Source organism: Croceicoccus ponticola, from assembly GCF_004004515.1.
Taxonomy (GTDB): Bacteria; Pseudomonadota; Alphaproteobacteria; order Sphingomonadales; family Sphingomonadaceae; genus Croceicoccus; species Croceicoccus ponticola.
The window spans coordinates 776113-801451 of the sequence record NZ_RXOL01000001.1; the positions used below are offsets into that span (position 1 = coordinate 776113).

The 25339-nt window shown below is 61.5% G+C and carries 22 protein-coding genes; 6 read left to right on the plus strand and 16 right to left on the minus strand.

What is annotated here, in order from left to right; all coding sequences use genetic code 11:
• The first annotated feature begins 107 nt into the window (after positions 1–107).
• Together EKN06_RS03760 and ppk2 are read left to right on the plus strand one after the other, a co-directional pair.
• A complete protein-coding gene (locus EKN06_RS03760) occupies positions 108–500 on the plus strand; it encodes a hypothetical protein (protein WP_164843918.1) in 393 nt (130 codons plus the stop codon).
• 9 nt (positions 501–509) lie between these two features.
• Positions 510–1283 (plus strand): polyphosphate kinase 2, encoded by a 774-nt coding sequence (ppk2, locus tag EKN06_RS03765; protein ID WP_127611503.1) that lies wholly within the window; start codon positions 510–512, stop codon positions 1281–1283.
• A 292-nt stretch (positions 1284–1575) separates the two neighbouring features.
• Here the strand turns inward: ppk2 and EKN06_RS16160 are convergent, their stop codons facing one another.
• From EKN06_RS16160 to EKN06_RS03780, 3 genes are all read right to left on the minus strand, one after another.
• Positions 1576–1953, minus strand: a complete 378-nt coding sequence (locus tag EKN06_RS16160) for a TFIIB-type zinc ribbon-containing protein (protein WP_127611504.1) — start codon at positions 1951–1953, stop codon at positions 1576–1578.
• A gap of 153 nt (positions 1954–2106) precedes the next feature.
• Positions 2107–2883 (minus strand): WYL domain-containing protein, encoded by a 777-nt coding sequence (locus EKN06_RS03775; RefSeq protein ID WP_127611505.1) that lies wholly within the window; start codon positions 2881–2883, stop codon positions 2107–2109.
• A 93-nt stretch (positions 2884–2976) separates the two neighbouring features.
• Positions 2977–4029: a ribonucleotide-diphosphate reductase subunit beta gene (locus EKN06_RS03780; RefSeq protein WP_127611506.1), complete on the minus strand. Its 1053-nt coding sequence runs from the start codon at positions 4027–4029 to the stop codon at positions 2977–2979.
• 421 nt (positions 4030–4450) lie between these two features.
• Here EKN06_RS03780 and EKN06_RS03785 point away from each other — a divergent pair, with 421 nt between their 5' ends.
• Entirely contained in the window at positions 4451–4714 is a 264-nt protein-coding gene (locus EKN06_RS03785) for a DUF2171 domain-containing protein (RefSeq protein ID WP_127611507.1), read from the plus strand.
• Between the two features lie 68 nt (positions 4715–4782).
• Here EKN06_RS03785 and EKN06_RS03790 read toward each other — a convergent pair whose 3' ends face one another.
• The gene (locus EKN06_RS03790; protein ID WP_338068061.1) at positions 4783–5349 is read right to left on the minus strand and encodes a PepSY domain-containing protein; all 567 of its coding nucleotides are present in this window, start codon (positions 5347–5349) and stop codon (positions 4783–4785) included.
• Positions 5350–5394: 45 nt separating this feature from the next.
• Here EKN06_RS03790 and EKN06_RS15575 point away from each other — a divergent pair, with 45 nt between their 5' ends.
• Positions 5395–5568 (plus strand): hypothetical protein, encoded by a 174-nt coding sequence (locus EKN06_RS15575; RefSeq protein WP_164843920.1) that lies wholly within the window; start codon positions 5395–5397, stop codon positions 5566–5568.
• A 31-nt stretch (positions 5569–5599) separates the two neighbouring features.
• On the opposite strand, the gene EKN06_RS03795 is transcribed toward EKN06_RS15575, so the two are convergent.
• From EKN06_RS03795 to EKN06_RS03810, 4 genes are all read right to left on the minus strand, one after another.
• Positions 5600–8992 carry a CheR family methyltransferase gene (locus EKN06_RS03795; RefSeq protein ID WP_164843921.1) on the minus strand — a complete coding sequence of 1131 codons (3393 nt, stop codon included), beginning with the start codon at positions 8990–8992 and terminating at the stop codon, positions 5600–5602.
• 143 nt (positions 8993–9135) lie between these two features.
• A complete protein-coding gene (locus EKN06_RS03800; RefSeq protein WP_127611509.1) occupies positions 9136–9894 on the minus strand; it encodes a Crp/Fnr family transcriptional regulator in 759 nt (252 codons plus the stop codon).
• 61 nt (positions 9895–9955) lie between these two features.
• A complete protein-coding gene (locus EKN06_RS03805) occupies positions 9956–10477 on the minus strand; it encodes a PAS domain-containing protein (RefSeq protein WP_127611510.1) in 522 nt (173 codons plus the stop codon).
• A 251-nt stretch (positions 10478–10728) separates the two neighbouring features.
• Positions 10729–12630, minus strand: coding sequence for a ribonucleoside-diphosphate reductase subunit alpha (locus tag EKN06_RS03810; protein WP_240654628.1), 1902 nt, complete (start codon positions 12628–12630; stop codon positions 10729–10731).
• An 870-nt stretch (positions 12631–13500) separates the two neighbouring features.
• On the opposite strand from EKN06_RS03810, the gene EKN06_RS03815 reads away from it, so the two are divergent.
• Complete coding sequence (locus EKN06_RS03815) at positions 13501–13740, plus strand: GlsB/YeaQ/YmgE family stress response membrane protein (protein WP_127611511.1); 240 nt, start codon at positions 13501–13503, stop codon at positions 13738–13740.
• A 50-nt stretch (positions 13741–13790) separates the two neighbouring features.
• Here the strand turns inward: EKN06_RS03815 and EKN06_RS03820 are convergent, their stop codons facing one another.
• Together EKN06_RS03820 and nadB are read right to left on the minus strand one after the other, a co-directional pair.
• On the minus strand, positions 13791–14552 hold the full coding sequence (locus EKN06_RS03820) for a GGDEF domain-containing protein (protein ID WP_205693800.1): 762 nt from the start codon (positions 14550–14552) through the stop codon (positions 13791–13793).
• Between the two features lie 275 nt (positions 14553–14827).
• A complete protein-coding gene (nadB, locus tag EKN06_RS03825) occupies positions 14828–16444 on the minus strand; it encodes an L-aspartate oxidase (RefSeq protein ID WP_127611513.1) in 1617 nt (538 codons plus the stop codon).
• Positions 16445–16729: 285 nt separating this feature from the next.
• On the opposite strand from nadB, the gene EKN06_RS03830 reads away from it, so the two are divergent.
• Positions 16730–17914: an acetyl-CoA C-acyltransferase family protein gene (locus EKN06_RS03830; RefSeq protein WP_127611514.1), complete on the plus strand. Its 1185-nt coding sequence runs from the start codon at positions 16730–16732 to the stop codon at positions 17912–17914.
• A gap of 108 nt (positions 17915–18022) precedes the next feature.
• Here EKN06_RS03830 and EKN06_RS03835 read toward each other — a convergent pair whose 3' ends face one another.
• The 6 genes from EKN06_RS03835 to EKN06_RS03860 all read right to left on the minus strand — a co-directional run bounded on the left by EKN06_RS03835 (position 18023) and on the right by EKN06_RS03860 (position 25316).
• The gene (locus EKN06_RS03835; protein WP_127611515.1) at positions 18023–18253 is read right to left on the minus strand and encodes a hypothetical protein; all 231 of its coding nucleotides are present in this window, start codon (positions 18251–18253) and stop codon (positions 18023–18025) included.
• A 526-nt stretch (positions 18254–18779) separates the two neighbouring features.
• Positions 18780–20330, minus strand: a complete 1551-nt coding sequence (locus EKN06_RS03840; RefSeq protein WP_164843923.1) for a thioredoxin family protein — start codon at positions 20328–20330, stop codon at positions 18780–18782.
• Between the two features lie 172 nt (positions 20331–20502).
• The gene (locus EKN06_RS03845) at positions 20503–20952 is read right to left on the minus strand and encodes a CHRD domain-containing protein (protein WP_240654583.1); all 450 of its coding nucleotides are present in this window, start codon (positions 20950–20952) and stop codon (positions 20503–20505) included.
• A 126-nt stretch (positions 20953–21078) separates the two neighbouring features.
• The gene (guaA, locus tag EKN06_RS03850; RefSeq protein WP_127611517.1) at positions 21079–22677 is read right to left on the minus strand and encodes a glutamine-hydrolyzing GMP synthase; all 1599 of its coding nucleotides are present in this window, start codon (positions 22675–22677) and stop codon (positions 21079–21081) included.
• 421 nt (positions 22678–23098) lie between these two features.
• Complete coding sequence (locus EKN06_RS03855; RefSeq protein ID WP_127611518.1) at positions 23099–23806, minus strand: ZIP family metal transporter; 708 nt, start codon at positions 23804–23806, stop codon at positions 23099–23101.
• 88 nt (positions 23807–23894) lie between these two features.
• Positions 23895–25316, minus strand: coding sequence for a M20/M25/M40 family metallo-hydrolase (locus tag EKN06_RS03860; RefSeq protein WP_127611519.1), 1422 nt, complete (start codon positions 25314–25316; stop codon positions 23895–23897).
• Positions 25317–25339 lie beyond the last annotated feature (23 nt).

Sequence of the window (25339 nt, forward strand, 5' to 3'; positions counted from 1 at the left end):
ATAACTCGACGATGTTGTTGGTTTTCACCCGGTTCGCTGTATCCTCTTGGGCGAAGATGACTTCATGGCGGGAGCAGCAGGTTATGCGTAGGGGTTGGAGGGCAGTGTTGGCTTCGGGACTGGGATCGCTGATCGTATCGGGATGCGTTACCGCACCGGACGCAGAAGCGGTGGCGATGCCGGTTTGCCCCATCGAAACGCGCAGCTGGCAGGCTTGGATCAACGCCATGCCCGGCCCCGACATGCGGCCGACGCTGATCGTGAAGGGCGAAGCGTTGCTGCCCGAAAAGGCTTCGGCCACGCTTACCGCGGGGCCGACGGACCGGATGATGCCGCCTGGTCAGCGCGTGACGCTTTCGGTGGAACCATCGGACCGCGCTGCCGGGTGGCAGGAAATACGGCTGGATATCGCCCCCGCCCTGCCCGATTATGCCAGCGTCATCGTCGGCTGCGGCGGGAACGAGATCGTGCGCATCACGCCCATCGAAGCCATCCAGTAGGCTGCGGCGGTGAAGAACGGCGATTACAACGATGCGCTGGAGCATATCGCCCACGAACTGGTCGGCATGGCGCGCTGGGCCCGGGCCAAGGGGGAGCGCATCGTCGTCGTGTTCGAAGGGCGCGACACCGCCGGCAAGGGCGGCGCGATCAAGGCGATCCACGGCCACCTCGATCCGCGCCAGTGCCGCATCGCCGCGCTGCCAAAACCCAGCGAGGACCAGCGCACGCAATGGTATTTTCAGCGCTATGTCGCCCATCTGCCAAGCGCCGGGGAAATCGTGCTGTTCGACCGCAGCTGGTACAACCGCGCCGGGGTAGAAAGGGTGATGGGCTGGGCGAACGAAGATCAGGTCGCCGATTTTCTGCAGGCCGCGCCGATCTTCGAAAAGATGCTGGCCGACGACGGCATCCGCCTGTTCAAATATTGGCTATCCTGCGATCAGGAACATCAGGAAGAACGCTTTCGCGAGCGGCTGGACGATCCGTTGAAACGCTGGAAACTGTCGCCGACCGATGTCGCGGCGCGGGCGAAATACGCGGACTATACCGCGGCGAGAGAGGCGATCTTTGCCGCGACGCACAGCGCCTGGGCGCCGTGGACGCTCGTCGATTTCAACGACCAGAAACTGGGGCGGCTAACGCTGATCCGCCACTTGCTGGACCGCCTGCCCGACACGAACGTCCCGCCCGAAACGATCGACTGGCCGGAATTGGGCCACGAACCGCTGACCGAGGAATTCGGCGTGCTGCACCCGATCGCGGACTTTTCGGGCAAGGATTGACCGACCCCCGAACGCCAGGCGGGTGACAAAGGCGACACCGTGTCACCCTGTCCAGTCTCGCGCTGACCCGGACAAATCCGCGCTTTTTGCCGCGCGGCGACAGGGTGACACCTGTGCCGCGCTTCGCAACTATGATCCACGATTACGAAAGAGCCGCGCGGATCTTTGCGGGTTTTGTGGGTGTAGGAAAATAACTGCGGCTGTCGCGCCCGAACTCTTGAGACGGGATGAAGCGATCACGACCGAACGGGGCGCAATCCCCGGCCGGTCGCGGATCGTCAGCTAGTCGACGTCAGTCGAAAATCTCTTCCAGCCAGCTCTTGCGCTTCTTGTAGCCCTTTTGGCCGTAATGGGGCTGGCCATAACCCTTGCCGTGGCCTTGGCCATACCCGGCGCCTTGATCGTAACCGGGATTGCCCCACGGACCGGGCTGAGCGGGCGAATATGCCGGCGCGGAGGGGGCGGGCGGCGGGGATGGTGGCGTTGGCGGAGTTGGCGCTGCCGACTGAGGCGCGCTGCGTTCAATGATCTTGTCCAGTTCCCCGCGATCGAGCCAGACGCCGCGACATTGCGGGCAATAGTCGATCTCGATGCCTTGCCGGTCGCTCATCGCCAAGGGCACGCGGCAGACGGGGCAGGACATGGCGGCGACTTGATCTTCGGTGCGCATCGTCGGCTGAACTCCTTGGGTTTTTTCCAGAGTCAGAGATGGGTGCGCCGCTGACGCGATCAAGCATGTCGGCCGGGAAATGACGAACAGGGAGGGCGCTGGTAGCCCCACCCGCTTGCGGGAGGGGGGCGAGCAAGGTGGGAGGCCGAATGGTCAATGCGAGCCATTGAGAAAATCATCTATTTCTATTGCCCAAAAAGCCTCGGCGTTTTGGACGATACCATCGGCCTCAATTAACAAACGAGACGTTCGCTGGAATATTTTCGCCAATATCGGATCGCTTTTGAATTTATGCATGGCGAGCCAAAATACCTCGCCATCCGGAGACAGCCGGTCCGCGTAACTTAGAATATCTTCCATGTCGCAATCACACAAAAGCTCGAACTCTAGCCAAAACTTCGTGATTGCTTGCTCTATGCAGAGCCGTTCGAAAGGATGATAATTTTTATCACACCTTGCCAGAAAGACGAGAGCATTCAGCAAAGCTATGAGGCTTGCGCGCCTATTGATTGAAAGGCCCCAAGATAGCCCGGATGTTGGGACAACGTCGGCTGCAAATTGCGCAAAATACGCATCAACTGGATTAAGGGATTCGCCAGTTATCGGATCAAATATCTCAATGACCCGGTCTTTACGGAAACTCCTGATCGATCTGCGATGGTGGCAATATGCTTTGATATAATGCTTGTCTGCGCGAACTTGCAGGTGCTTGCAGGTTATGATGCGCTGCGACAGTTCGCCTTTTGCATTTTGATATTCGATTACAAGGTTCAGGCCTGCAATCTGCTCCGCTTCCTCTGGAGATAAATCTTCGTCTACTGCGAGATCGTCATGATCATCTTCAACCGAAAGATCAGAATCTAAAAGGTGTTCAAATTTTCCATGCAGCCGAGGTTTTACGATAGTTGCGATCAGATCTCGTAAAGCCATAGCTTCGCCCCCAGTAAAATAGCCGTCAGTCTTAGGACTAACGGCTACCCTATTGCAAAATATTGCGGATACTAATCTTTAATTGGCAGCTTGTTACTCCGCTGCCTGAGTATCCCCAAACAGCCCCGGACCGTCATCCTCGGCATCGTTGGCTTGCACGACCTTGCTCGCCTGGCGGCGGTTGTCGAAGTTGGACCACACGGTGTTCCAGTCGCCCGTCGTCGCGCCCTTTGAATATTCGGTCGCGCGGGTTTCGAAGAAGTTGGCGTGTTCCACCCCGTTCAACAGCGGGGTCAGCCACGGCAGCGGGTGTTCCTCGATCATGTAGACCGCCGGAAGGCCCAGTTGCGACAGGCGCCAGTCGGCGATGTAGCGGATGTAGCGCTTGATCTCGTTCGCGCTCATCCCCGGAACCGGGCCCTGTTCGAACGCGAGGTCGATGAACGCGTCCTCAAGCCGCACGGTTTTCTGGCACGTGTCGATGATGTCTTCCTTCACCGCCTTCGTCAGGCAGCCGCGTTCGGCGCAGAACGCGTGGAACAGGCGCGTGATCCCTTCGCAATGCAGCGATTCGTCGCGGACCGACCACGACACGATCTGGCCCATGCCCTTCATCTTGTTGAAGCGCGGGAAGTTCATCAGCATGGCAAAGCTGGCGAACAGCTGCAGCCCTTCGGTAAAGCCGCCGAACATCGCCAGCGTGCGGGCGATATCTTCGTCATTGTCGACGCCGAACTGCTGAAGGTAGTCGTGCTTGTCCTTCATTTCCGAATATTCGAGGAACATGCCGTATTCACTTTCGGGCATGCCGATCGTGTCGAGCAGGTGCGAATAGGCGGCGATGTGGATCGTTTCCATGTTGGAAAACGCGGCCAGCATCATCTTCACCTCGGTCGGCTTAAACACCCGGCCGTACTTTTCGTGGTAGCAATCCTGCACCTCCACGTCCGCTTGCGTGAAAAAGCGGAAGATTTGCGTCAGCAGGTTGCGTTCGTGGTCCGAAAGCTTCTGCGCCCAATCGCGGCAATCTTCGCCCAGCGGCACTTCTTCGGGCATCCAGTGCACCTGCTGCTGCCGCTTCCAGAACTCGTAAGCCCAGGGGTATTCGAAGGGCTTGTAGGTCTTGCGGGCTTCGAGAAGCGACATGGGCGAGAATCTCCGGATCTTGTACGAGCCACAACATATAGCATGGCGAACGCGCCTGATGGGGTAGGACTTGCGTCTTTTCCCCAGCGCGCATTGCGTTATCCCCCGCGGCACGCATTTGTGCGGGATACGAAGGCAGGGCGTGTGGACAATATGGTGATGGTGGCGGGCCGGTGCCAGACCGGCCATCGGCGTGCGTTGGCGGCGGCGGAAAAAGCACGGCGCGAAAGGCCTTTTTTCAACGCCCTGCCGCATGCGCCCTGCGGATCGTCGCGGCAAAGGCGGATTAAGGCCGAATGCGGCTGAAATCGGGCGTTTTGGACGGAACGACTGGGCAAATCAGACCGTTTACCATACAAGCCGTCCGGGGCTGTTCTTCCCCTTCACCCCCGGACGGTCACCCAATCGAAGGAACCTCGAAATGAGCAGTGACATCAGGAACGACATCCGCGAGCACATGGAAGTCATCGGCGCCGATGGCGTGCATGTCGGCACCGTCGACGCGGTCGATGGCGACCGGATCAAGCTGACCAAGAAGGACAGCAGTGCAGGATACGATCAGGAAACCCACGCCGGGCACCACCACTACCTTTCGGTCGGCCTCGTCGCCGACATCGAAGGCGATCAGGTGCGCCTCTCCGCCAACGGCGCGAACGCGGCGGAGCTTTTCATCGAAGAAGAATGATCTGCGTCCAATCCAGAGCATAACGGCACGACCCCTGCCCCGCAAATCCGCGCGGCAGGGGTTTTGTTTTATTGCCAGAACCAACGCGGGGCTAGCTTTCGGGATTTGCGGTTGTTCCACATCCGGACGTAGAGCCATACGCCCGAAAAGCTGAAGAAGATCATCGCCAGCCCCGAAAGGACCGAGATGGCGGTGCCGATGGGTCCGAAGGTCTCGCCTGAATGGAGGTGATGGAACAAGCCGACCATTGAACGGATGCCGGTGGCGTCCTCGGGTGGCGGCTTGCAGCGCCATCCTTCGGGACAAACGAACCCGGCCGGTGCCTGCGCGACCGGCGGAGCGCTGGCGCTGGGCGGCCAGAGCACGGCTAGCTGGCTCAACACGCCGGTCGTCGCGATCCATAGCAGGAATACCCCGAACACGACCGAGAGCCAGCGATGCCATTTGCGCATTTTGTATTGCCTTTTGCGAAGATATTGAGAACGTCTCGCAACTAGCGCTCGTTGTGCGACGCAACAACCCGTCCAATTGTCGCCGATTGTAACGCCTTGCGTGGTTAACCGACGGGCAGGCATAATTGGCGGGAAAGACGTGAACCACGCCTGTTTCCCGATCGTTTGCATTTCGGCTGGCATCTCCACCTGGCGCGACAACAATCGCGAGACCAAAGGAGTTGAGCTATGCTTGAAGAACTCGGAGTGAAAAGCGGCATGGCCGTCTATGACGTTGCCGGGCAGTCGGTCGGTACCGTCGAGAGCGTATCGGGGAACGATTTCACCGCGGGCGGCCGGGGTTTTACCGTCGCCGATATCAGCATGGTCGAACCGAGCGGCGTTTACCTTTCCACATCCTGATGGCTTGGCGCAGACTCGACCAAGACAAGCTTCAAGATTCGCCGACCTTCGCGGTGTCTAACCCGCGCAGGACGAGGCTGCGGCGAAATTCAGTCGGGCTTTCGCTGCCGTCCAATTCCGCGTCGAGTTGGCGTACGGATGCCTCTACCAGACGCGTGCCAAAGCCCTTGCCGGGCACCACTTCGTGCTTTTCACCCGTGGTTTCGTGCCAGTCGATAATCGCCGCGTCGTCTTCGACCGCGACCTTGATCGACAATTCGCCCGCATCATCGGCCAGCGCGCCGTACTTCGTAGCGTTGGTTGCCCACTCGTGGAAAATGAGCGCCAGAGGGGTCAATTTACTGACCGGGACGAGCAGGTCGCCGCCTTCGATCGTAATTGATTGCGAGCCGTGCGTAGGTTCCAGTACGACGTCGAGCAATTCTCCAATCATCACCGGTTCGTCGACCTTGCGCCTTTGGGTCAGCGCATGGGCGCGGCCCATCGCCGCGATCCGGCGTTTCAGTTCAGTAGCGAATTCAGCCACGCCGTTGGCGTCACGCTCGCAGATGCCGACCATCGCCCCGATCACCGCGAACAAGTTCTTGATGCGGTGGTTCATTTCGCGCAGCAGAAGGTCGCGCTCAGCCAGCGCCTCGCGCTCGCTGGAAATGTCGTAGGTAACGCCGATGAAGCGGTAATGGTCGCCTACAGGCACCCGGCGGGCAAGTCCGTGAAGCCAGCGATCGCGGCCGTCCTTAGTCACGACGCGGAAGGTCTGGTCGTAATCGTGCGTGCCGTCCATCGCCCGGCGCAGGGATCCATTGACCGCGGCGCGGTCTTCGGGATGCACGTGCAGCAGGACCGCTTCCATGTCGTGCGCTTCGTCGTCGTCGATTTCCAGCAAGCGCCGTTCGACTTCGTCGAGTTCGGTGTTGCCCGTTGCCGGATCGTATTCCCAAACGCCGATCCGCGCGACGCGGATGGCGAGTTCCAATCGCTCACGCTGTTCAGCCAGTTCGTGCTGCAGGGCCAGCGATCCCGTGATGTCCGTGAACACCAGCGTCGCGCCGTCCACGCCCCCGTCCGGTTTGCGATAGGGCAGTACGCGCAGGGCGTAGTCGCGCTGTGTCGATGCCACTTTGGCCCGGCTTTCCGCGCCCTCTCCGTTGCGTGCGACGGAAGCTGCCAGATCGAGATATTCGTTGCTGTCGAGCAGCGTGGCGACATCTGCCAGACGCCGCCCGCAGTCGGTCGACTGGAACGGGAATAGCTTGCACGCCGCATCGGTATAGCTTCGGATCTTGAGATCCGCATCGACGACAACGACAGCCAGCTGGGTCGAATCGAAAAAGTTTTCGAGGTCGGACTTGGCGACCAGCACCTGATCGATCTTGCTTTTCAATTCGTCGTTGACCGTGGTCAGCTCTTCGTTCGTGGACTGGAGCTCCTCGTTCATCGACATCATTTCTTCGTTCGAACTTTTCAGCTCCTCGTTCGCCGTCTCCAGCTCCTCCACCGTCGACCGCAGACGGTGGCGCGTCAGGCGCAGTTCGTCTTCGAGCAGGTGAACCTGGTCATCGACCTCGCCAAGCTCGATCATTTCGTCACCGTCGCGCGGTACGAACGGGCCGGTTTCGCGGATAACGAGCAGGAAGGTGCCGTCGCGCACCGGGTCGCAGACGACCTGCACCGGTTGATCGCCGAAATCGGTCTGCACGGTGACGTTGCGCGCGACATGGCGCTGGTTGCCTTCTGCCGCCTGACGCACCAGCACGCCAATGATTTCGCGCAAGCCTCCCTTCGCAAGCGAGGTCGCGTGAATGCGACGCTCACGCTCTGCCGAAAAATCGAAGTAACGGCCGACCGAACCCCAGGTATTCAGGATCATCGCCTCGCGGTCGACCAACAGGCTCGGCGGGGAATACGTGCTGGTCAGCTTGCGCAGAGCCTCGCTTTCGGTCCAGCTCGGTTCGCGGGGCGGCCGGATCGGCGGCGTTCCGATCTGCGAACGCCGGGTGCTCGCCCCCGGAAGTTCCAGCGGATAACTCGTAAAGCTGGAATCGCGACGGAAAATGCGGCTCTTGGCGTCGATCGGATCGAACAGGTTGCCGTGCTTGCCGATGGTTTCCGACGGACCGAGGAGCAGCCAAGCCTCTGGCTTCAGCGAATAGTGGAACAGCGGCAGGACCGCCTGTTGCAGCCGGTCGTCGAAATAGATCAGCAGGTTGCGGCATGAAATCAGATCGACCCGCGAAAACGGCGGATCCTTGACCACGCTGTGCAGGGTGAACCGCACCATTTCGCGAATATAGGCTGCGATGGCAAAGGTTTCGCCATGACCAACCGTATAACGGCCGCGCATCGGTTCGGGAATGTCGGCAAGGCTGGCAATGGGATAATTGCCTTCGCGCGCAATGCGCAGCATCTGTTCGTCGATGTCGCTGGCGATGATCTGGATCGGCAGCATGCGGCCTTGTTCGCGCATTTCGTCGGCAAGGATGATGGCGATGGTATAAGCCTCTTCCCCGCTCGAACATCCGGGTATCCATACCCGCAGTCCGGTCTGATCGTCGGCGGCGCGCACCATCGGCACGATGACCTTTTCCCGCAGCGCGTCGAACGCTTCGATATCGCGGAAAAAGCGCGTCACGTTGATCAACAGGTCGCGGAACAGCGCCTGGCTTTCGACAGCATCGTTGCGAACGCGCGACAGGTAGACGTTGAGGTCTTCCATGCCGAGCACCTGCATCCGCCGTTCGATCCGGCGACCCAGCGTGTTGCGCTTGTAGCCCGAAAAATCGTGGCCGACCTGATCGCGCAATGCGATGCACAGATCATCGATGCTGTCGGCGACGCGCGAAGCGGCGGCGTTTTCGACGACGGAATCGTAACCGCGATCGAAATATTCGCGCAGGCACAGGATGATGCTGCCGGCACCGCGCACGAAATCGACCAATCCCGTGCCCACTGCCGACAGCGGCATGCCGTCGTAACGTGCGCCCTGCGGTTCCTGAGCGACGGTGATGCCACCACTTTCCTTAACAGCCCGCAGACCCCTGCTGCCGTCGGCGCCCGTTCCCGACAGGATGACGCATCCCGCACGGGCGCCAAGATCGTCGGCCAGTGCTTCGAAGAAGTCGTCGATGGGCCTGCGCATGCCACGCGGATCGGTGAATTCGGTCAGGCGCAGCACCCCGTCTTCAACCGTCAGGCCGTGGCCCGGCGGGATGACATAGACGCTGTCGGTCTCGATCTCTTCGCCACCCGCGATCTGGCGGACGGGCATGGTGGTGTATCGTTCGATCAACTGCGCCATCAGCGATTCGTGCGTGGGATCGAGATGCTGGACGATGACGAATGCCATGCCCGGCGATCCGCGATATCCTTCGAGCATTTCGCGCAAGGCTTCGAGCCCGCCGGCCGACGCGCCGACGCCGATCACCGGAAAATTCCGGCTTACCGCCGTGGACGGTGCGGACTGTTTTCCGGTTGATGACTGCTCAAGCATGCGAGACATTGATTCCATATGAAAACCGAAGCGATTTGACCCACAACGCGGTGGTTAACGTTGCGGTTCCAAAACGGTCACATCTTGTCCAGCGCCTTGCCGATGAACAGTTCGCCGTTGCCGTAAAGATAAGAGGTGTCGAACTGGCCAAGCGCCTTGAGCTTTGCCATGTCGGGAATGGTCACCCGGCCGCGCGCGAAATCGAGCAGGCCCGCTTCGCGCATTGCGCGCACGGTGCGGTTCATGTGGATCGCGGTTGTGCCACAGGCGTCGGCAAGCTCGACCTGGGTCAGCGGCATTGCGCAACTTTGCGGTTCGGCCAGCCCCACGAAGTCGAGCCTGTGCCACAATTCGGCGACCAGATGCGCAAGCCGGCCATCGGCGTGGAGCATTTCCAGTTTCAGGATCCATTCGCGATGGTTTGCGGCATCGAGCAACGTCGCAAACCACAGCAGCCGCGCCAGATGCGGTTCGTTCTTCATCACGTCGACAAGCCGGGGATGCGGAACGTATCCCACCAACGTGTGGCCTATGGTCACGATATCATGATCGAGCTTTTTCAGTGCGAAACCGTGCAGATCGACGAAATCGCCGGGGACATGAATGCCGACGATATGCCGCTTGCCGCCGCGCATGATAATGCGCGCGATGTATCCGTCGATCAGCATCGTGCTGCGTTCGACAATTTGTCCGCGCTTGATGATGGCCTGTGACGAGGTGAAAAGCTCCACCTCTTCGACCATGTCCTCCAGCAACTGCATTTCGCGGGCCTGCATCGCATGGCGCAGGCGGCCTTGCATGAAGCGGCCCGTCCGGGGGTATTCAGCGATGCTCATCGGATGGAGCTTTTGTCAGGAACGCTCATCGTGACAGGTTTTCCGTCCTTACAGGTCATGGTTAGAGGATCAATTTTGCTTCGGCGATGATCGCCGCGCTGGTCGCCAGCGACCGATAAGTGCCCAATGTCACGATGCCCATTTCGCCGGTAAGCCGGCCAAGTTCGCGAATATCCTGTCGCAACGTTTCATCGTAACCGTCGGGACCGCGACCGTCGTGGCGGGTGAAATCGAATTGCGAGCCAACGATGTAGAGGTCAGTGCCGGCTTCACGGATCTTGGTCATATAAAGCAGGTTCAGAAACTCTGAGCCGTCCTTGCGCCGGTTGGCGATGAGGAAACGCTCCTCCCGCTGGGCGTGGTCGTGCAGGAAATCGCGAATTCTTTGCCTCACCGGGCCTCCGCCGCCATCTGGCTGAAGGAAACGGCAATTTCGCCCAATCACTTCGGCTTCGTCATATCCGGTCAATCGGCAAAACGCAGGATTGGCGGTGATCAGCGGAAAGTCTTCCGCACGCGCGTCGGCGATCGACAGTGCTACACCGCTGTTATCGAGGAAATCCTTGAAGGCTTCGAACGGCATTTGCGAGATTCCCGACCATTGCCCGATTGATGGATCTCACAGACCGCCATGAACCAGCCACGATGCGTAAACCGGCGTAGCCATCCGAATGCGTCGGCATACACATTTGTTAAACTCAGGTTCTTAAACCTTTCCCGCGTTTATGGTTCCGCAGGATGCGACGAGCCGATGCTATCGGTGCCGGATACGAAAATGCCGGGCGCGCTCAATCGCGTGCCCGGCATTTTCGAGACTAGGACGAAGTGTCGCGCTTACTGGCAGGCGAGACACTCTTCGTAATCCGTCTCGCTTCCGGCGACCAAGTTGAACTGCGCCGGATCCTTCGTGTTGTCCGCTTCGACGCCGCCGGCAAACCCTGCGCGCTGCACCGATTTCGACCGCAGGTAATAAAGCGACTTGATGCCCATTTCCCATGCGCGGAAGTGCAGCATCATCAGGTCCCACTTGTCGACGTCGGCGGGGATATAAAGATTCAGACTCTGCGCCTGATCGATGAAGGGCGTGCGATCGGCCGCGAATTCAAGCAGCCAGCGCTGATCGATTTCGAAGCTGGTCTTGTAAGTCGCCTTTTCCTCTGCCGTCAGGAAATCGAGGTGCTGGACCGAGCCGCCATGTTCAAGGATCGAATTCCAGACATTGTTGGAATCCTTGGACTTTTCGGCAAATATCTTTTGCAGGTACGGGTTCTTCACGACGAAGTTACCCGACAGCGTCTTGTGCGTGTAGATATTGGCCGGGATCGGTTCGATGCAAGCGCTGGTGCCGCCGCAGATAATGCTGATCGACGCGGTCGGCGCGATCGCCATCTTGCAGCTGAAACGCTCCATCACGCCGACATCTTCGGCATCAGGGCACGGTCCGCGTTCGTGGGCCAACATCATCGACGCTTCGTTGGCCTTGGCGTGGATGTGCTTGAACATCTGCATGTTCATTGCCTTGGCCATCGCGCTTTCGAAGGGGATGTTCTTCATCTGCAGGAACGAATGGAAGCCCATCACACCCATGCCGACCGAACGTTCGCGCGATGCGGAATACTTGGCACGCGCCATTTCGTCGGGCGCGCGGTCGATGTAATCCTGCAGCACGTTGTCGAGCATGCGCATTACGTCTTCGATGAAGACCTTGTCGCCCTTCCACTCGTCCCACGTTTCAAGATTGAGCGACGACAGGCAGCACACGGCGGTGCGATCGTTGCCGAGATGGTCGCGACCCGTGGGCAGCGTGATTTCGCTGCACAGGTTCGACGTCGAAACCTTCAGCCCCAGATCGCGGTGATGCTTGGGCATCATGCGGTTCACCGTGTCGTTGAACACGATATAGGGTTCGCCCGTGGCAAGCCGCGTTTCGACCAACTTCTGGAACAGCGCGCGCGCGTCCACGGTCTTGCGAACCGAACCGTCGCGCGGCGACAGCAGGTCGAACTCGGCCCCGTCGCGCACTGCTTCCATGAACTTGTCGGTCAGCAGCACGCCGTGGTGCAGGTTCAGCGCCTTGCGGTTGAAATCGCCGCTGGGTTTGCGGATTTCGAGGAATTCCTCGATCTCGGGGTGGGTGACGTCGATGTAGCACGCCGCCGAACCGCGCCGCAGCGAGCCTTGGGAAATTGCCAGCGTCAGCGAATCCATGACGCGCACGAACGGGATGATGCCGCTGGTCTTGCCGTTCAGTCCGACCGGCTCGCCGATGCCGCGCACCTGACCCCAGTAAGTGCCGATGCCGCCGCCGCGCGAGGCGAGCCACACGTTCTCGTTCCAGGTGTTGACGATGCCTTCAAGGCTGTCTTCGACTGAATTGAGATAGCACGAAATCGGCAAGCCGCGCCCGGTGCCGCCATTCGACAGCACAGGCGTCGCGGGCATGAACCACAGCTTCGAGATGTAATCGTACAGCCGCTGGGCATGATCCTGATCGTCGGCATAGGCGTCGGCTACGCGGGCGAACAGGTCCTGATAAGTCTCGTTCGGGAGCAGGTAGCGGTCCTGCAGCGTGTCCTTGCCGAACTCGGTCAGCTTGGCATCGCGGCTGGCATCGGTGACGATGGTGAAGCGTCGCGCCTGAATGTCCTTGGACGACATCTTGGGTGCCGCCGCGGCCTTCAGCCCTTCGCTTACGGCGCGAGTCATCGCTTCGGCGGCCATCGTTTCGGCCCCCATCGCTTCGACGACACCCTCGGTCATCGGCGCGTCGTCCGCCGCCCCGATCTTGCCGCTTGCCTTGTCCTGCACCTTCATCTTCTCCTCAACCGGCCCGTTCGATCTGGCCGGAGTACCCGTGACCGGGACGGCATTCCCGTCGGTAGCTGAAAACATGTCGACCGTCGCCCCGTCATCGCCAACATCCGTCGTCCCGATCCGACCGTCGTCCGTGTTTCTGAAATCCATCTTTCGCCCGTCCCGTATTCCGCCCGGGACCGTCTGGCCCCGAAAATTCTAATCGCCGATCGCCCCCGCCCCGGTCCTGCCGGGATCGAAATTAACCGGACCCGACGACCGGCGGTACAATGCCCGCCGATCGTCCATGGCCCTCATTACAAGGCCTTGGCCGACGCGTCCGCCCGGTAACCTCCGCTTTCGCGTCAATCGCCCCGACATCGCGCCAATCGCAAGGTCTTGCGGTTCTCCCGTCGAACCGACCGCTAGGGATTGTGCCCCAATGGGCATGCGGTGCAAGCGTAACTTATCCACCGCGACCGCGACCGTGCCATGCCGGACAGCAGCGACGCGTGGACCAAGCTTGACCCGCGCGCAGCGCAAGAGGGCAGAGGCGAGGAAAAAAACTTTTCCCCAAGTTCTTTGGCGCCCCCGAGTTTTTCGGACCCATGATCAGGCCCCTTTATCAGACCCGAGTGTTTGTGACCCGGCAAAAACGACCGAACCCGCCCTATATGGTGCGTTCAATGGGCGATGAAAGGTTGATCCCGCAACAACTTGGTCCGAAATCGGAGCGCCCGGCGCTGGCGCAAGGCGATCGCGGTGCTATGAAGCGAGACATCGTTCAGCCAGCAGGGAATCGGAAAGCAATCCATGCTCAACATTATCGGCGCCATCATCTCGGGTCTTTTCGTCGGGATCCTTGCCCGATTCTTCTATCCTGGCGACGTCGATATCGGCTTTTTCGCCACGATCGCGCTGGGCATCGGCGGATCGCTTTTCGCAGGGCTGGTGATCAGCCGCGGGCGCAGCGAATTTTCGAAGCCCGGCTGCCTTGCCTCCGTACTGGGCGGAATGGTTCTGATCCTGGCCGGAAACCTACTGCTCGGCTAAAGCTCTAATTCGCGCAAAACCACGCCACGCGAAGCGGGCGATCCGGAAATTCAGGCGGCGCGGCGGGTTTCCTTGCGCGCGTAAAGCCGTTCGTCGGCAATGGCCATCGCACTGTCGAGCGTGTCGCCGGCTTGCCGCTCAATCGCCGCAACGCCCCAGGAAAATCCCACCGGCTGTCCTCCCACGGTGGCATCGGGATAGTCGCGGACAGCTTCGTAAATGCGGCGTACGATTGCGTCGGCGGCCGCTTCACCAAGACCGGGAAAGAATATCACGAATTCGTCGCCGCCCCAGCGGCCGGCGACATCGCCGATCCGCATATTGCCGACCATGCGCTGCGCCAGACCGCACAGGACCTTGTCGCCAGTGGCATGCCCGAGTTCGTCGTTGACCTGTTTGAACCTGTCGCCATCCAAAATGGCCAGCGTTCCGCCGCCGCCACCGCGCAGCACGGCGGCAACCGTTTCCTCGAACCCCCGACGGTTGAGCAGGCCGGTCAACATGTCGGTGCCCGCTTCGGAGCGCAGTTCATCCATGCGCGACACGGTTTCGCGCGCCGCCCGGGCAACGGCCATGAGCAGTTGTCCTGCCATGTCAGGGCCACCCACCGGGACGTCGTCGACCATCTGACCGTTTTCCAGCCGCTGAAGATCGCGCGTCGCGACCCTGAGCGGCGACATCAGGCCCCAAAGCCCGAAGATGCCCACCGAGGTGCCGAGTAAGGTCGCAGCGAGCAGGGGGAAGAACATCGTCCATTCCCACTCTCCGCGCGCGGCTTCGACGAGACCGAACCCGATGATGGGGACATGCACCGAAGCGAAGCAGATGGTGAAGACCCGCAAGGCAAAGCTGTGAGGGAATATGAAACGCGTCGCCTGATAAAACCGCATGTATCTAAGACCTTGCCCCGAATGCATTGGCGTGAACTGGCATTCTAGGCAGGGTGTCTGAAGGCTTTGCCGTTACAAAACGGTAAATGCGCTCTGAAACAAGTACTATGCACCAATCCTGGCGTAAGGTGATGCAGACATCCGGCTGCGCCCCACCGCCGCGCGCGACGGTTGCTGGCACCGCCACCGGCTACACGTCAGGGCGCGAGCACGGTATCGCGGGCGACCGGATCGATTTGCGGATAGTCGGCATTGTAATGCAGACCCCGGCTTTCCTTGCGCCGCCGCGCCGACCGCACGATCAGGTCTGCGGTCTTCAAAAGATTGCGCAGTTCGATCAGGTCCTTCGTGACGCGAAAATTGCCGTAATATTCGTCCACTTCCTCAAGCAGGAGGCGGATGCGGTTGGCAGCGCGTTCCATGCGCTTATCAGTTCGTACGATGCCGACGTAATTCCACATGAACCGGCGGATTTCGGTCCAGTTCTGCTTGATGACGACTTCTTCGTCGGGCGCGGTCACGCGGCTTTCGTCCCATGGCCGGATCGGCGGCGGCGCGCGCAGGGTATCGAACCGGGTCAGAATGTCGTGGGCCGAACTGTCGCCGAACACGAAGCATTCGAGCAGCGAGTTCGACGCCAGCCGGTTCGCGCCGTGCAGCCCGCTTTCCGAACATTCGCCTATCGCATAAAGCCCCGGCAGGTCGGTCTGCCCCTTCAGGTCCACACGCACCCCGCCGCATGTATAGTGCTGCGCCGGCACGACGGGGATCGGCTCCTTCGTCATGTCGATGCCAAGGCCGAGCAGGCGTTCGTAGATCGTGGGGAAATGCTCGCGCACGAATTCGGGCGGCTTGTGACTGATATCGAGATGCACGTAATCGAGGCCGAGGCGCTTGATTTCATGGTCGATCGCGCGGGCCACGATGTCGCGCGGCGCAAGTTCCATGCGTTCGTCGAAATCGGGCATGAAGCGCTTGCCCGCTTCCGCTCCCGCATCGGGCGGCAGTTTCAGGATGCCGCCTTCGCCGCGCACGGCTTCGGTGATCAGGAAGTTCTTTACGTCGAGATTGTAGAGGCAGGTCGGGTGGAACTGCATGAATTCCATGTTCGATATGCGGCACCCCGCGCGCCACGCCATCGCAATGCCGTCGCCGGTCGCGCCGCTGGGCGCGGTGCTGAACAGGTACGTGCGGCCAGCCCCGCCGGTGGCGAGGATCGTCGCCTTGGCGGTCAGCGCCTCGACATGGCCGATCCCGGTGTCGAGCGCATATACGCCCCAGATCGACTGCCCGCCTTCGGGATCGACCGCGTTGCGATCACGGATCAGGTCGATGGCCACCATGTTCGACCGCATCGTGATGTTGGGATTATCGCCCGCCGCCTTCAGCAGCGCGGTCTGCACCGCCCAGCCGGTCGCATCGTCGACATGGACGATCCGGCGATGAGAATGCCCGCCTTCGCGCGTGAGATGCAGCGCGCCCTGTTCGGTGTTGAACGGCACGCCGAGGTCGATCAACCGCTTGATCGCGCGCGGCGCCTGTTCGATGACGAATTCGACCGTCTCGCGCCGATTCAGCCCCGCGCCGGCCACCATCGTGTCGCGGATATGATCCTCGAATGTGTCGCCTGAATCCAGCACCGCGGCGATCCCGCCCTGAGCCCACGCAGTCGACCCGGAATCGAGTTGCCCCTTCGACAACACCAGCACCTTCGCCCGTTCGGCCAGCACCAGCGCGGCCGTCAGCCCGGCCGCGCCCGAACCGATGATGATCACGTCATATTGTTGGGTATCAGGTTGTTGCAGGTCAGGCATGGGCCGCACGTATCTCCGAGACCGTTGTCATTCCGGCCGGGTACCGCCCGCCCCTCTCTATAATGCCATTGCCATCACGGCGCGCGCGCCACAAGTAGGAGTTGGCCGGTGCGCCCGACCCAAGAGCCAGCCTGACGTAGCGGAAGGGTGCATTCCATGCGCCATGCGACTTTGGCGGGGGTGGACGGACCGTGCAAAGCCGCCTATTTCGCACGCGCACCCTGGATCGGACGCATGTGCAAAACAAATGTGGCCGCTCTTAAAAGAGGACTGAAAGGACCAAGCATGAACGCAGTCTATCTCGTTTCGGCCGCACGTACCGCCATCGGCACCTTTGGCGGCGCGCTCAAGGATTACACCCCCGGCTCGCTCGGCGCGCTTGCGATCAAGGGTGCGCTTTCGCGCGGCAACGTCGATCCCGAACTGGTCCAGCACACGATCGTCGGCAACGTCGTTCCCTGCGAACCGCGCGACGCCTATGTCAGCCGCATCGCCGCGGTCGAAGCCGGCATCCCGCATGCCGCTCCCGCGCTGACCGTCAACCGCCTGTGCGGTTCGGGCATGCAGGCGATCGTGTCGGCGGCGCAGCACCTGATGCTCGGCGATCACGAAGTCGCGGTCGGTGCGGGCGCCGAGGTGATGACCCGCGCGCCCTATTTCGCGATGGGCGTGCGCTGGGGCCTGAAGATGGGCGACAGCCCGTTGATGGACGGCATGCTTGGTGCGCTGCACGATCCCTTCCACCGCTATCACATGGGCATCACCGCTGAAAACGTGGCGGAAAAGTACCAGATCACGCGCGAACAACAGGACGAATTCGCCGCCGAATCTCAGCGCCGCGCGACCGCCGCGATCCAGGCCGGCTACTTCAAGGACCAGATCGAACCGGTCGAAACGAAGGTGAAGCGCGAAATCGTGATGTTCGACACCGACGAACACGTGAAGGCCGGGACCACCGCCGAAAAGCTGTCGGGCCTGCGTCCTGCATTCAAGAAGGAAGGCGGCACGGTCACCGCCGGTAACGCTTCGGGCATCAACGACGGCGCGGGCGCCGTCATCCTCGCCACCGAAGAGGCGGTGAAGAAGAACGGATGGACCCCGATGGCCCGCCTCGTCTCGTACGGCCATGCGGGCGTCGATCCGGCCTACATGGGCATCGGCCCGGTTCCGGCCAGCGAAATCGCGATCCAGAAGTCGGGCCTGTCGAAGAACGCGCTGGACGTGATCGAATCGAACGAAGCGTTCGCCGCGCAGGCTTGCGCCGTGACGAAGCAGCTCGGTCTCGATCCGGCCAAGGTTAACCCGAACGGTTCGGGCATCTCGCTCGGCCATCCCATCGGCGGGACCGGCGCAATCCTCGTCACCAAGCTGGTTTATGAGTTGCAGCGCACGGGCGGCAAGTACGGTCTTGCCACCATGTGCATCGGCGGTGGTCAGGGCATCGCCACGGTCTGGGAAAACATCGGCTGAGCACGGTTTAAAACCTGACCTCGGACTTGCACCTAAAATAGAAAGGGCGGCCTTGCTTGGCCGCCCTTTTTCGTATGATGCTAAGGCATTGGCGTCGGGATGGTGGCATCAGGCGAAAAGATCGTGGTCCATATCCTTTTGCAGCGCATTGGGCACCGGAAGCTGGTTGTGGTCGCACTTGCGATCGATTTCGGGTTCATCCTCCACGACAGGCGAAGCAAAGCCGGTGAAACGCGCCATCATCGTAATCGGCATCATCCAGAATTCAACCAGCCCCGCCATGAGCGGTAGCGCGATGTCGGTCGGCGGCGTGGTCGCGGTATCGGTATCCTTGGGCATGCTCGGTTCTCCCCAAATACGCGTGGTCCATTTCGCTTAGCCGTTCGCCCGACCTGATCGGGGCATGGCATCGACGATCCGGCGTCATCATCCATCATTTGGACCAGGAAATCCACCTCCACCCGGCAAACCGCTATAAGCATGGAGAAACCCTGTCTGGCGACCCGTTCACGGGCCGAATCGAGGGACAGGATTCACCATATCGGTCAACTCCGCCTTTACCGTTACCGGGAAGGCGACGGCAGTGATTGGTGTCTAGTCTAAGCTGCGAACCGCAAGGCTAACCGCACTGAAAAACGCTTGGGCGCCCATCTGTCGTTGCGACAACGAACACATGCCAGCGGCGGTGCCGACATTGCGATCCCGATTTCGGGAGTGTGCGCCTGACGCGCCGGGGCCCCTGCCCCGCTGTGTCGCATGGCGCGCGCGACCGGCCGGGCGGGGCCATCTGTGCGGAGGGCCCCTCCCGGCAGCCATCTTTTGCATGGCCCCGGAATGCGGGTCCGCCCGCTGCAGGCGGCTTCTTTCAGGCTGGCTGCATGAGGCTGGCGCATGACGCGGATTCGCCGGTCGCAGCCTTGGCCTTGCCTTGCCCTGCGCAGACTTTGGCCAGTTGCGACTTGAGCTCGCCCAGCACTTCGCCGCCGTCGTTCTTGGCGCTCCATGCCATCAGCGCCTCGCTCCAGCGTTCGACCGAACGGCGCGTGCGCTGGTAATAGCTGTCGGGGCTCTTGCCGAGTTCAGCCAGCACCGCATCGGCACTGATGCGCACCGCGTCCTTGTCCGCAGGCGTCAGTTCCATCACCGTGCGCGAATAATCGGCGGCCCACTGCACGCGCGTCGCCGGGCCTTTTGCGGCTTCATAAGCCTTGCGCGCCCAATCCACGGCCGCCATCTTGTCGCCGTCCTCTTGGGCAAAACCCGACAGGACCGACATGTAGTAATAGGACGATTGCGACTTGCCGACTTCGGCCAGCAACAACTTGCGCGCCGCGTCACGGTCGCCGATTTCGTCAAGCGCGACGGCGGCATAGGATATGACCGATTTGCGGACGAGTTCGTCGCCGGCATCCTTGTCCACCTTTGCAACCCACTTTCGGACTTCGGTCTTGAGATCGTCGCCGATCCCGCCTGTCTTTTCCGCCAGCGCCACTTGCCCGCGCAATGCGGTCGTGCGGTCGAGCAGCGATTGTTTCGGATCGGCATGCATCGCCGCCAGCGTCTTGCCCAAATCGGCAACCAGCGCATCGCGGCCCGCACCTTTGGGCAGTGCTGCGACGAGATCGGACCCGATATAGGAAATCAGCGCCTGGTTCGATGCGGCCTCGGCCGGGCTTTTCAGGATAGTGGGCAGGATGTCCTGCACCGTCTTTGCCTGTCCCGCCGTCAGGGTCATGTTGCCATCGTCATCGGTCTTCGCTTCGCGCGCCACCGCCATCAGCGCGAACCGCCGCTTCATCGCCGGATCAGGCGCCGCCTCGGCCAGCTTGGCGATCAGCGCGCCTTCGTCCTTCGCTTCGGCGAAACGCTTGGGATCGTTGCCCCAGTCGAACCCGCTCAGGATCTTCCAGTCTTCGGCCGATAGCGACGAAGGATCGGCTTTGGCATCGGCCATCACAGCATTGATCGTGCGCGAACGGCCCGCGGCAAGCGTCAGCAATTCGGGCAGTTCGGACGCCATGGTTGAGCTCGACAGGCGGGTAATTTCCTCGCCATCGGGGCTGAGCGCGATGACGGTAGGATAACCGCTCGTCCCGAAATGCTCGCCCCATTTCTGCGCGCCTTCGGTATCGCCATCGAGATAGACGGTGATGAAATCCTGCGTCTTGGCGATGAAGTCCGGGTCCTTGAACAGCGTCACTTTCATCTGCGCACATGGCGGGCACCATTCCGCGCCCCAGTACAGCAGGACGGGCTTGCCGGTCTCCTTCGCTTCGGCCAGCGCGTCTTCGACGTCGCCGTGGCGCCATGCGATTTCCTGCGCTTGCGTAGCGGCCGGCGGCTCGGCGGATTGGTTGCACGATGCCGTGGCAAAGGCGATCGAGGCGGCAAGGGCAAATCCGGCAATTCTGCGCATCATGGTTTCCTCAGAAACGAACGTGCCTTGCATCCCCCAGCCGCGCGCCGCTGGCAAGAGAGAAATGTTTGAAGCGAGCACCAAGCAAAAGACCGCCGCCTTTCGGCGACGGTCTTTCGTTTGGCGGAGGGTGGGAACCACGGTTCCCGACCTCCACGTCAAAGCGTCAGGATCAATCGACCAACTGGCCGCGGATCGCGCCATTCGGGTACGCCGCGGTGTGGACGTTGACATAGAAATCCTGCGGGTTGCCCTGCAGGCGATTCTCGGTCCACTCCTTGCCGTCGCGGCAGCCCTGCCACTTGCCTTCGTTCGAAGGGGTCAGCGTCAGGACCGGCGGACCGTCCACGCCAGCCTTGCCGAAATGGATGTGTGCGGCGGTCACGGGACCGATGTTGCGCACGTCCTTGATCTCGTAGCAGACTTGGTTGAAGGCGTCGGAAATCGACACTTCCGCCATGCCGTAACCGTCGGGATCGCCGCCGCCGACTTCGGCTGCGCCGGTCAGGGTTGCGTTATAGGTGTCCGAGGTTGCGTCGATCGCTTCTTCTTCAAGCGTCGCACAAGCGCCAAGGGCCATGGTTCCGGCAACGGCCGCGATGGCCAAAAATCCGCTCTTCATCGTCAATTCTCCAGATGTCCCGCCACGAAAATTCGCGGCCAATCCAGAGCGTAACGGTTGAAACGTCAGGGTCGTTCCATGATGTATCGCGAAACAGGGCCGTTCAGCGACAATCGCAGCCCCGTTTCATTCCCATTCGATCGTGCCTGGCGGCTTCGATGTGTAGTCATAGACCACGCGGTTGATGCCCTTCACCTCGTTCACGATGCGCGTTGCGCAACTGCTGAGGAAATGACTGTCATAGGGGTAGACGTCCGCCGTCATGCCGTCGGTGCTGGTAACGGCGCGCAGGGCGCAGACGTTGTCGTAAGTACGGCTGTCGCCCATCACGCCCACGGTGCGGACCGGCAACAGGACGGCGAACGCCTGCCAGATCGCGTCATATAGCCCGGCGTTTCGGATTTCCTCGAGATAGATTGCGTCCGCCTTGCGCAGGATGTCGCAGCGTTCCTTGGTCACTTCGCCGGGAATGCGAATGGCGAGGCCCGGCCCCGGGAACGGATGGCGACCGACGAAGACATCGGGCAGACCCAGTTCGCGGCCAAGGTCGCGCACTTCGTCCTTGAACAGTTCGCGCAAGGGTTCGACCAGCTTCATGTTCATGCGTTCGGGCAGACCGCCGACGTTGTGGTGGCTCTTGATCGTGACCGAAGGCCCGCCGGTGAACGACACGCTTTCGATGACGTCGGGATAGAGCGTGCCTTGCGCGAGGAAATCGGCGCCGCCGATCTTCTTCGCCTCCGCTTCGAACAGGTCGATGAAGGCGCCACCGATGAACTTGCGCTTCTTTTCAGGGTCGGTCAGCCCGGCAAGGCCGGACAGGAACATGTCCTCTGCATCCACGTGGACGAGCGGGATGTTGTAATGATCGCGGAACAGGGTGACGACCTGCTCCGCCTCGTTCATGCGCATCAGGCCGTGGTCGACGAAGACGCAGGTGAGTTGGTCACCGATGGCTTCGTGGATCAGCACGGCGGCGACCGCGCTGTCGACCCCGCCCGATAGGCCGCAGATCACCTTGCCATCGCCCACCTGTTCGCGGATGTCCGCGATCTTGGCATCGCGGAACTGCGCCATCGTCCAATCGCCCGCGCAGCCGCACACGTGGCGCACGAAATTGGCGATCAGTTTGGCGCCATCGGGCGTGTGGACGACTTCAGGGTGGAACTGCGTGCCGTAATACTTGCGGCTTTCGTCGGCGATGACGGCAAAGGGCGCGCCGTCGCTGGTGGCGACGATTTCGAAGCCGGGGGCGAATTTCGTGACCTTGTCGCCGTGACTCATCCAGACCTGGTGGCGTTCGCCCTCGGCCCAAAGCCCGTCGAACAGGGCGCAGGATTTCGTCACGGTCAGGTACGCGCGCCCGAATTCGCCGCCTTCGCCCGTTTCGTGGCCGGGGCGAACTTCGCCGCCAAGCTGGTGCGACATGACCTGTTGGCCGTAACAGATGCCAAGTATCGGCAAGCCGCTGTCGAACAGCATTTGTGGTGCGCGCGGACTGCCGTCTTCCGGCACGCTGGCGGGCGAGCCCGACAGGATGATGCCGCGCGGGCGCAACCGTTCAAACGCTTCTTGCGCCATAGTGAACGGGGCGATCTCGGAATAGACGCCCGCTTCGCGCACGCGGCGCGCGATCAGCTGGGTCACCTGGCTGCCGAAATCGACGATGAGGATGGTGTCGCCCCTGGAATCGGAATTCAGGGCTTCGTTCTGATGCTGGGCCATGCCGGGGCGATAGAAATACCCTGCGATTCTGTCCAGCGGCGCGAACGATAGGTTCAGCCAGTCACCTCGAACGCAAAGCCAGTTGCAAAATCTGCAAGCAATAAAATTACTTTCGCAATTGCAGCATAGACCGGATCAGCCTAGCGGCGGCGATGCGATCCGGCCGGAAGAGGAGCCGTTCCGGGGCGCAGTCCGAAAAAACAAGATAACAGAGACCGGATGACCTGTTCGTGCACCCACGTAACAGGAGGAATACGATGACCAATACGCTAACCAGCCACATCATCGGCGCAGTTGTTGCGCTGACGTTCAGCGGCCTTGCCTTTACCGCGACGCTGATCGCCTGATCCCACGACCGACGATCCGTACCCGCCCCGACATGGGGCGGGACAGATCGCGCGTCGTTATCCCGTAGCGGCTGCTAACCCCCTCCGACTTCCGACAGGATCAGCGCCAGCAGAACGCCAAGCGCGGTCGCGATGCCGACGGTGTGCGCGTCTTTCTTGTAGGCTTTGGGAAACACCTCGGTGCCAAGACTGGCCACGACCGCCCCTGCCGCGACACAGCGCACGAAGCCAAGCAGGTGTTCGTTGACGTTGGCAAACAGCAAATATCCGGCCAACGCCGCCAGCGACAGGATCGCCGCCGTCGCGGTCCACAACCCGATGACTCGCACTTTCGACCAACCCTGCTCATCGCGCATGGATCGCGCGCCGCTCGCTGCCTCGGGCAGGTTGGACAGCAGGATCGAGGCGCCCAGTGCGGCGACTTCTTTCGGCCCCGCGCCGATCAGCGCGACACCCAATGCGAGGTTTTCGGGGATGCCGTCGGTAGTCACCGCTGCCAGTAGCCCCGCCCCGCCATTGCTTCCCCATTTTTCGTCGATCAGGTAATCGATCACGGTAAAGATGATCGCGCCGGTCGCCACGCCCAGCACCGTGGTCAGCATGTTGCTTTTTTCGAGCGTTGGCTCGATCAATTCGGTGACGAGGCTGAGCAGGAGCGCCCCGCCCGCCAGCGCGACGATAAACCCTTCGGTCCTTGCGCGAAGCTTGCCGTAAACGCCGATGAGCGCGCCGACGATCAGCGCGCCCGAAACGATTGCCACGACGGCGAAGGTCAAGCCCACGTGCCACGCCTCACGATATGCTCGGAGCAAGAACCGCCAGCGCCCGGCCCATGTTCCCGCGCGTCATGCGTGCGCATGATCGGCCCCATCAGTCGACATAAGCGCGGACCAGATCGTAAAGGAACGCGCGGCCGTCCATCAGCGACTTGACGCGGATGCGTTCGTCCAGCCCGTGGATGCCGTTCGGCTCTGGCCCCCACCACAGGCCCGGTGTGCCATAGGCCGGGATGCCCGCCGCCGTCAGGAATGTGCTATCGGTATACCCGTTCGACATCCGGATCCCCACCGCCGCGCCGGGATAGTGCCGCGCGACGAGGGTTTCGATCGGGGCCATGAGCGCCTTTGTAATGGGCGGAGCCTCTGGCGCGGGACGAACAGGCGGCAGGGTCGTGACGACAATGGCATCGTTACCGATCGCGCGTTCAAGCTGGCCACGGACATCCTCGATCGCATGGCCGGGAAATATGCGGCAATTGACGTTCGCCGTCGCCCGTTGCGGCAGGGCGTTGCGCGCATGGCCCGCCTCCACCATCGTCGCCACGCAAGTCGTGCGGGTATTGCCGCGAAGGTGCGGGTTGGTCGAAACGATGGCATCGGCAGTCGCGTCGGTCGGATCGGCCAGCAGCGCATCGATCGCCGCACCCATTTCGGCCCCGCCGGTTTTGGCCTCCTGCGCCAGCGACTGGCGCGTCACATCGGTCAACTCCACCGGAAAGCGCAAGGCTTCGACCGCGAGCAGCGCGCGCGACAAGTCGTAGATCGCGTTGTCAGGCCGCGGCAAGGAACTGTGACCACCGGGGTTGATCGTTTCGAGCGCGTAATTGGCAAAGGTCTTTTCGCCCACCTGCACGGTTTGCGTCAGCACCTTGCCGTCGATGTCCGCCGTGCCGCCGCCGCCTTCGTTCAGTGCGAATTCGGCGTCGATCAATTCGCGCCTGTTCGCCGCCAGCCATTCGGCCCCGTTGAACGCGCCGTTCGTCTCCTCGCCGCAGGTCAGCATGACCTTTACCGTCCGGCGCGGGCGGTGGCCGTCGCGCGCAAACCGGGCCAGCGCGTCGGTCCAGATCGCAGCCAGCGATTTCGCGTCCGATGCACCGCGCGCAAAGAACCAGCCGTCCTCTTCGATCAACTTGAACGGATCGCGCTGCCAATCCTCGCGACGGGCCTCAACCACATCGAGATGCGCCATCAGCAGGATCGCGCCCGCCTTGGGATCGGTGCCCGGATATATCGCGACAAGGCTGCCTTCTTCGGGATGGTCGGTCGCGACGATGACGTGCAAGTTTTCGCGCGCCATGCCCGCCGTCGCCAGATGGTCCGCCGCGATGCGCGCCGCCTTGGTGCAACTGCCGCCCGACAGGGTCGTGTCGGTTTCGACCAGCGCTTGATACAGCCCCTGGAATGAAGCCCAACCGGCGTCGGGGCCGTCGCCGCCCTGTGCCATCGCGGGTTGGCCGATGGCCATCGCGGCGATGCACGAAACGGCGGTTATCAGGCGGCGTGGGATCATGCTGGTCGCTCTCCTTTTGACTA

Coding starts and splice junctions, on each gene's coding strand:
- EKN06_RS16160 (WP_127611504.1), bottom strand. CDS start 1,953: ATGCGCACCGAAGATCAAGTCGCCGCCATGTCCTGCCCCGTCTGCCGC.
- EKN06_RS03775 (WP_127611505.1), bottom strand. CDS start 2,883: ATGGCTTTACGAGATCTGATCGCAACTATCGTAAAACCTCGGCTGCAT.
- EKN06_RS03780 (WP_127611506.1), bottom strand. CDS start 4,029: ATGTCGCTTCTCGAAGCCCGCAAGACCTACAAGCCCTTCGAATACCCC.
- EKN06_RS03785 (WP_127611507.1), top strand. CDS start 4,451: ATGAGCAGTGACATCAGGAACGACATCCGCGAGCACATGGAAGTCATC.
- EKN06_RS03790 (WP_338068061.1), bottom strand. CDS start 5,349: ATGCCAGCCGAAATGCAAACGATCGGGAAACAGGCGTGGTTCACGTCT.
- EKN06_RS15575 (WP_164843920.1), top strand. CDS start 5,395: ATGCTTGAAGAACTCGGAGTGAAAAGCGGCATGGCCGTCTATGACGTT.
- EKN06_RS03800 (WP_127611509.1), bottom strand. CDS start 9,894: ATGAGCATCGCTGAATACCCCCGGACGGGCCGCTTCATGCAAGGCCGC.
- EKN06_RS03805 (WP_127611510.1), bottom strand. CDS start 10,477: ATGCCGTTCGAAGCCTTCAAGGATTTCCTCGATAACAGCGGTGTAGCA.
- EKN06_RS03810 (WP_240654628.1), bottom strand. CDS start 12,630: ATGGGGGCCGAAACGATGGCCGCCGAAGCGATGACTCGCGCCGTAAGC.
- EKN06_RS03815 (WP_127611511.1), top strand. CDS start 13,501: ATGCTCAACATTATCGGCGCCATCATCTCGGGTCTTTTCGTCGGGATC.
- nadB (WP_127611513.1), bottom strand. CDS start 16,444: ATGCCTGACCTGCAACAACCTGATACCCAACAATATGACGTGATCATC.
- EKN06_RS03830 (WP_127611514.1), top strand. CDS start 16,730: ATGAACGCAGTCTATCTCGTTTCGGCCGCACGTACCGCCATCGGCACC.
- EKN06_RS03835 (WP_127611515.1), bottom strand. CDS start 18,253: ATGCCCAAGGATACCGATACCGCGACCACGCCGCCGACCGACATCGCG.
- EKN06_RS03840 (WP_164843923.1), bottom strand. CDS start 20,330: ATGCGCAGAATTGCCGGATTTGCCCTTGCCGCCTCGATCGCCTTTGCC.
- EKN06_RS03845 (WP_240654583.1), bottom strand. CDS start 20,952: ATGAAGAGCGGATTTTTGGCCATCGCGGCCGTTGCCGGAACCATGGCC.
- guaA (WP_127611517.1), bottom strand. CDS start 22,677: ATGGCCCAGCATCAGAACGAAGCCCTGAATTCCGATTCCAGGGGCGAC.
- EKN06_RS03860 (WP_127611519.1), bottom strand. CDS start 25,316: ATGATCCCACGCCGCCTGATAACCGCCGTTTCGTGCATCGCCGCGATG.